The 392-nt window shown below is 48.5% G+C and carries 1 pseudogene; it reads left to right on the top strand.

The window, feature by feature from the left end:
- Positions 1-392: pseudogene (locus H9565_RS20080) on the top strand (carbohydrate kinase); the annotation flags it as partial.

Here is a 392-nt window from a genome sequence, read left to right as displayed (position 1 = left end):
GTATTCGATATCGGGAAGACCAACAAAAAGTTCTTTCTTTTTGACGGGAACTTCCAGGAGGTGCACCGTGAATACGTACGTTTTGAAGAGATTACCGATGAGGACGGCCACCCTACCGAAAACCTCAGGGCACTGGAGGACTGGGTAAAGGAAACTTTCGATAAAATCCTAATTTCCAACGAATTTGAAATAGAGGCCTTGAACTTTTCCTGTTACGGCGCCAGTTGGGTACACATAGGCGAAAACGGGAAACCGCTCACGCCACTCTACAACTACATGAAGCCCCTGAACGGGGATATCCTTGATTCATTTTACAAGGAATACGGGCCCGAGGACGAACTGTCAAGGGTCACCGGATCCCCAAAACTGGGCATGCTCAACACCGGTATGCA

Origin of the sequence: Zobellia russellii (assembly GCF_018728565.1) — a bacterium.
GTDB lineage: Bacteria > Bacteroidota > Bacteroidia > Flavobacteriales > Flavobacteriaceae > Zobellia > Zobellia russellii.
Note: the sequence above shows the minus strand (reverse complement) of the source record. Positions and strands in the feature narration are given on the sequence as shown.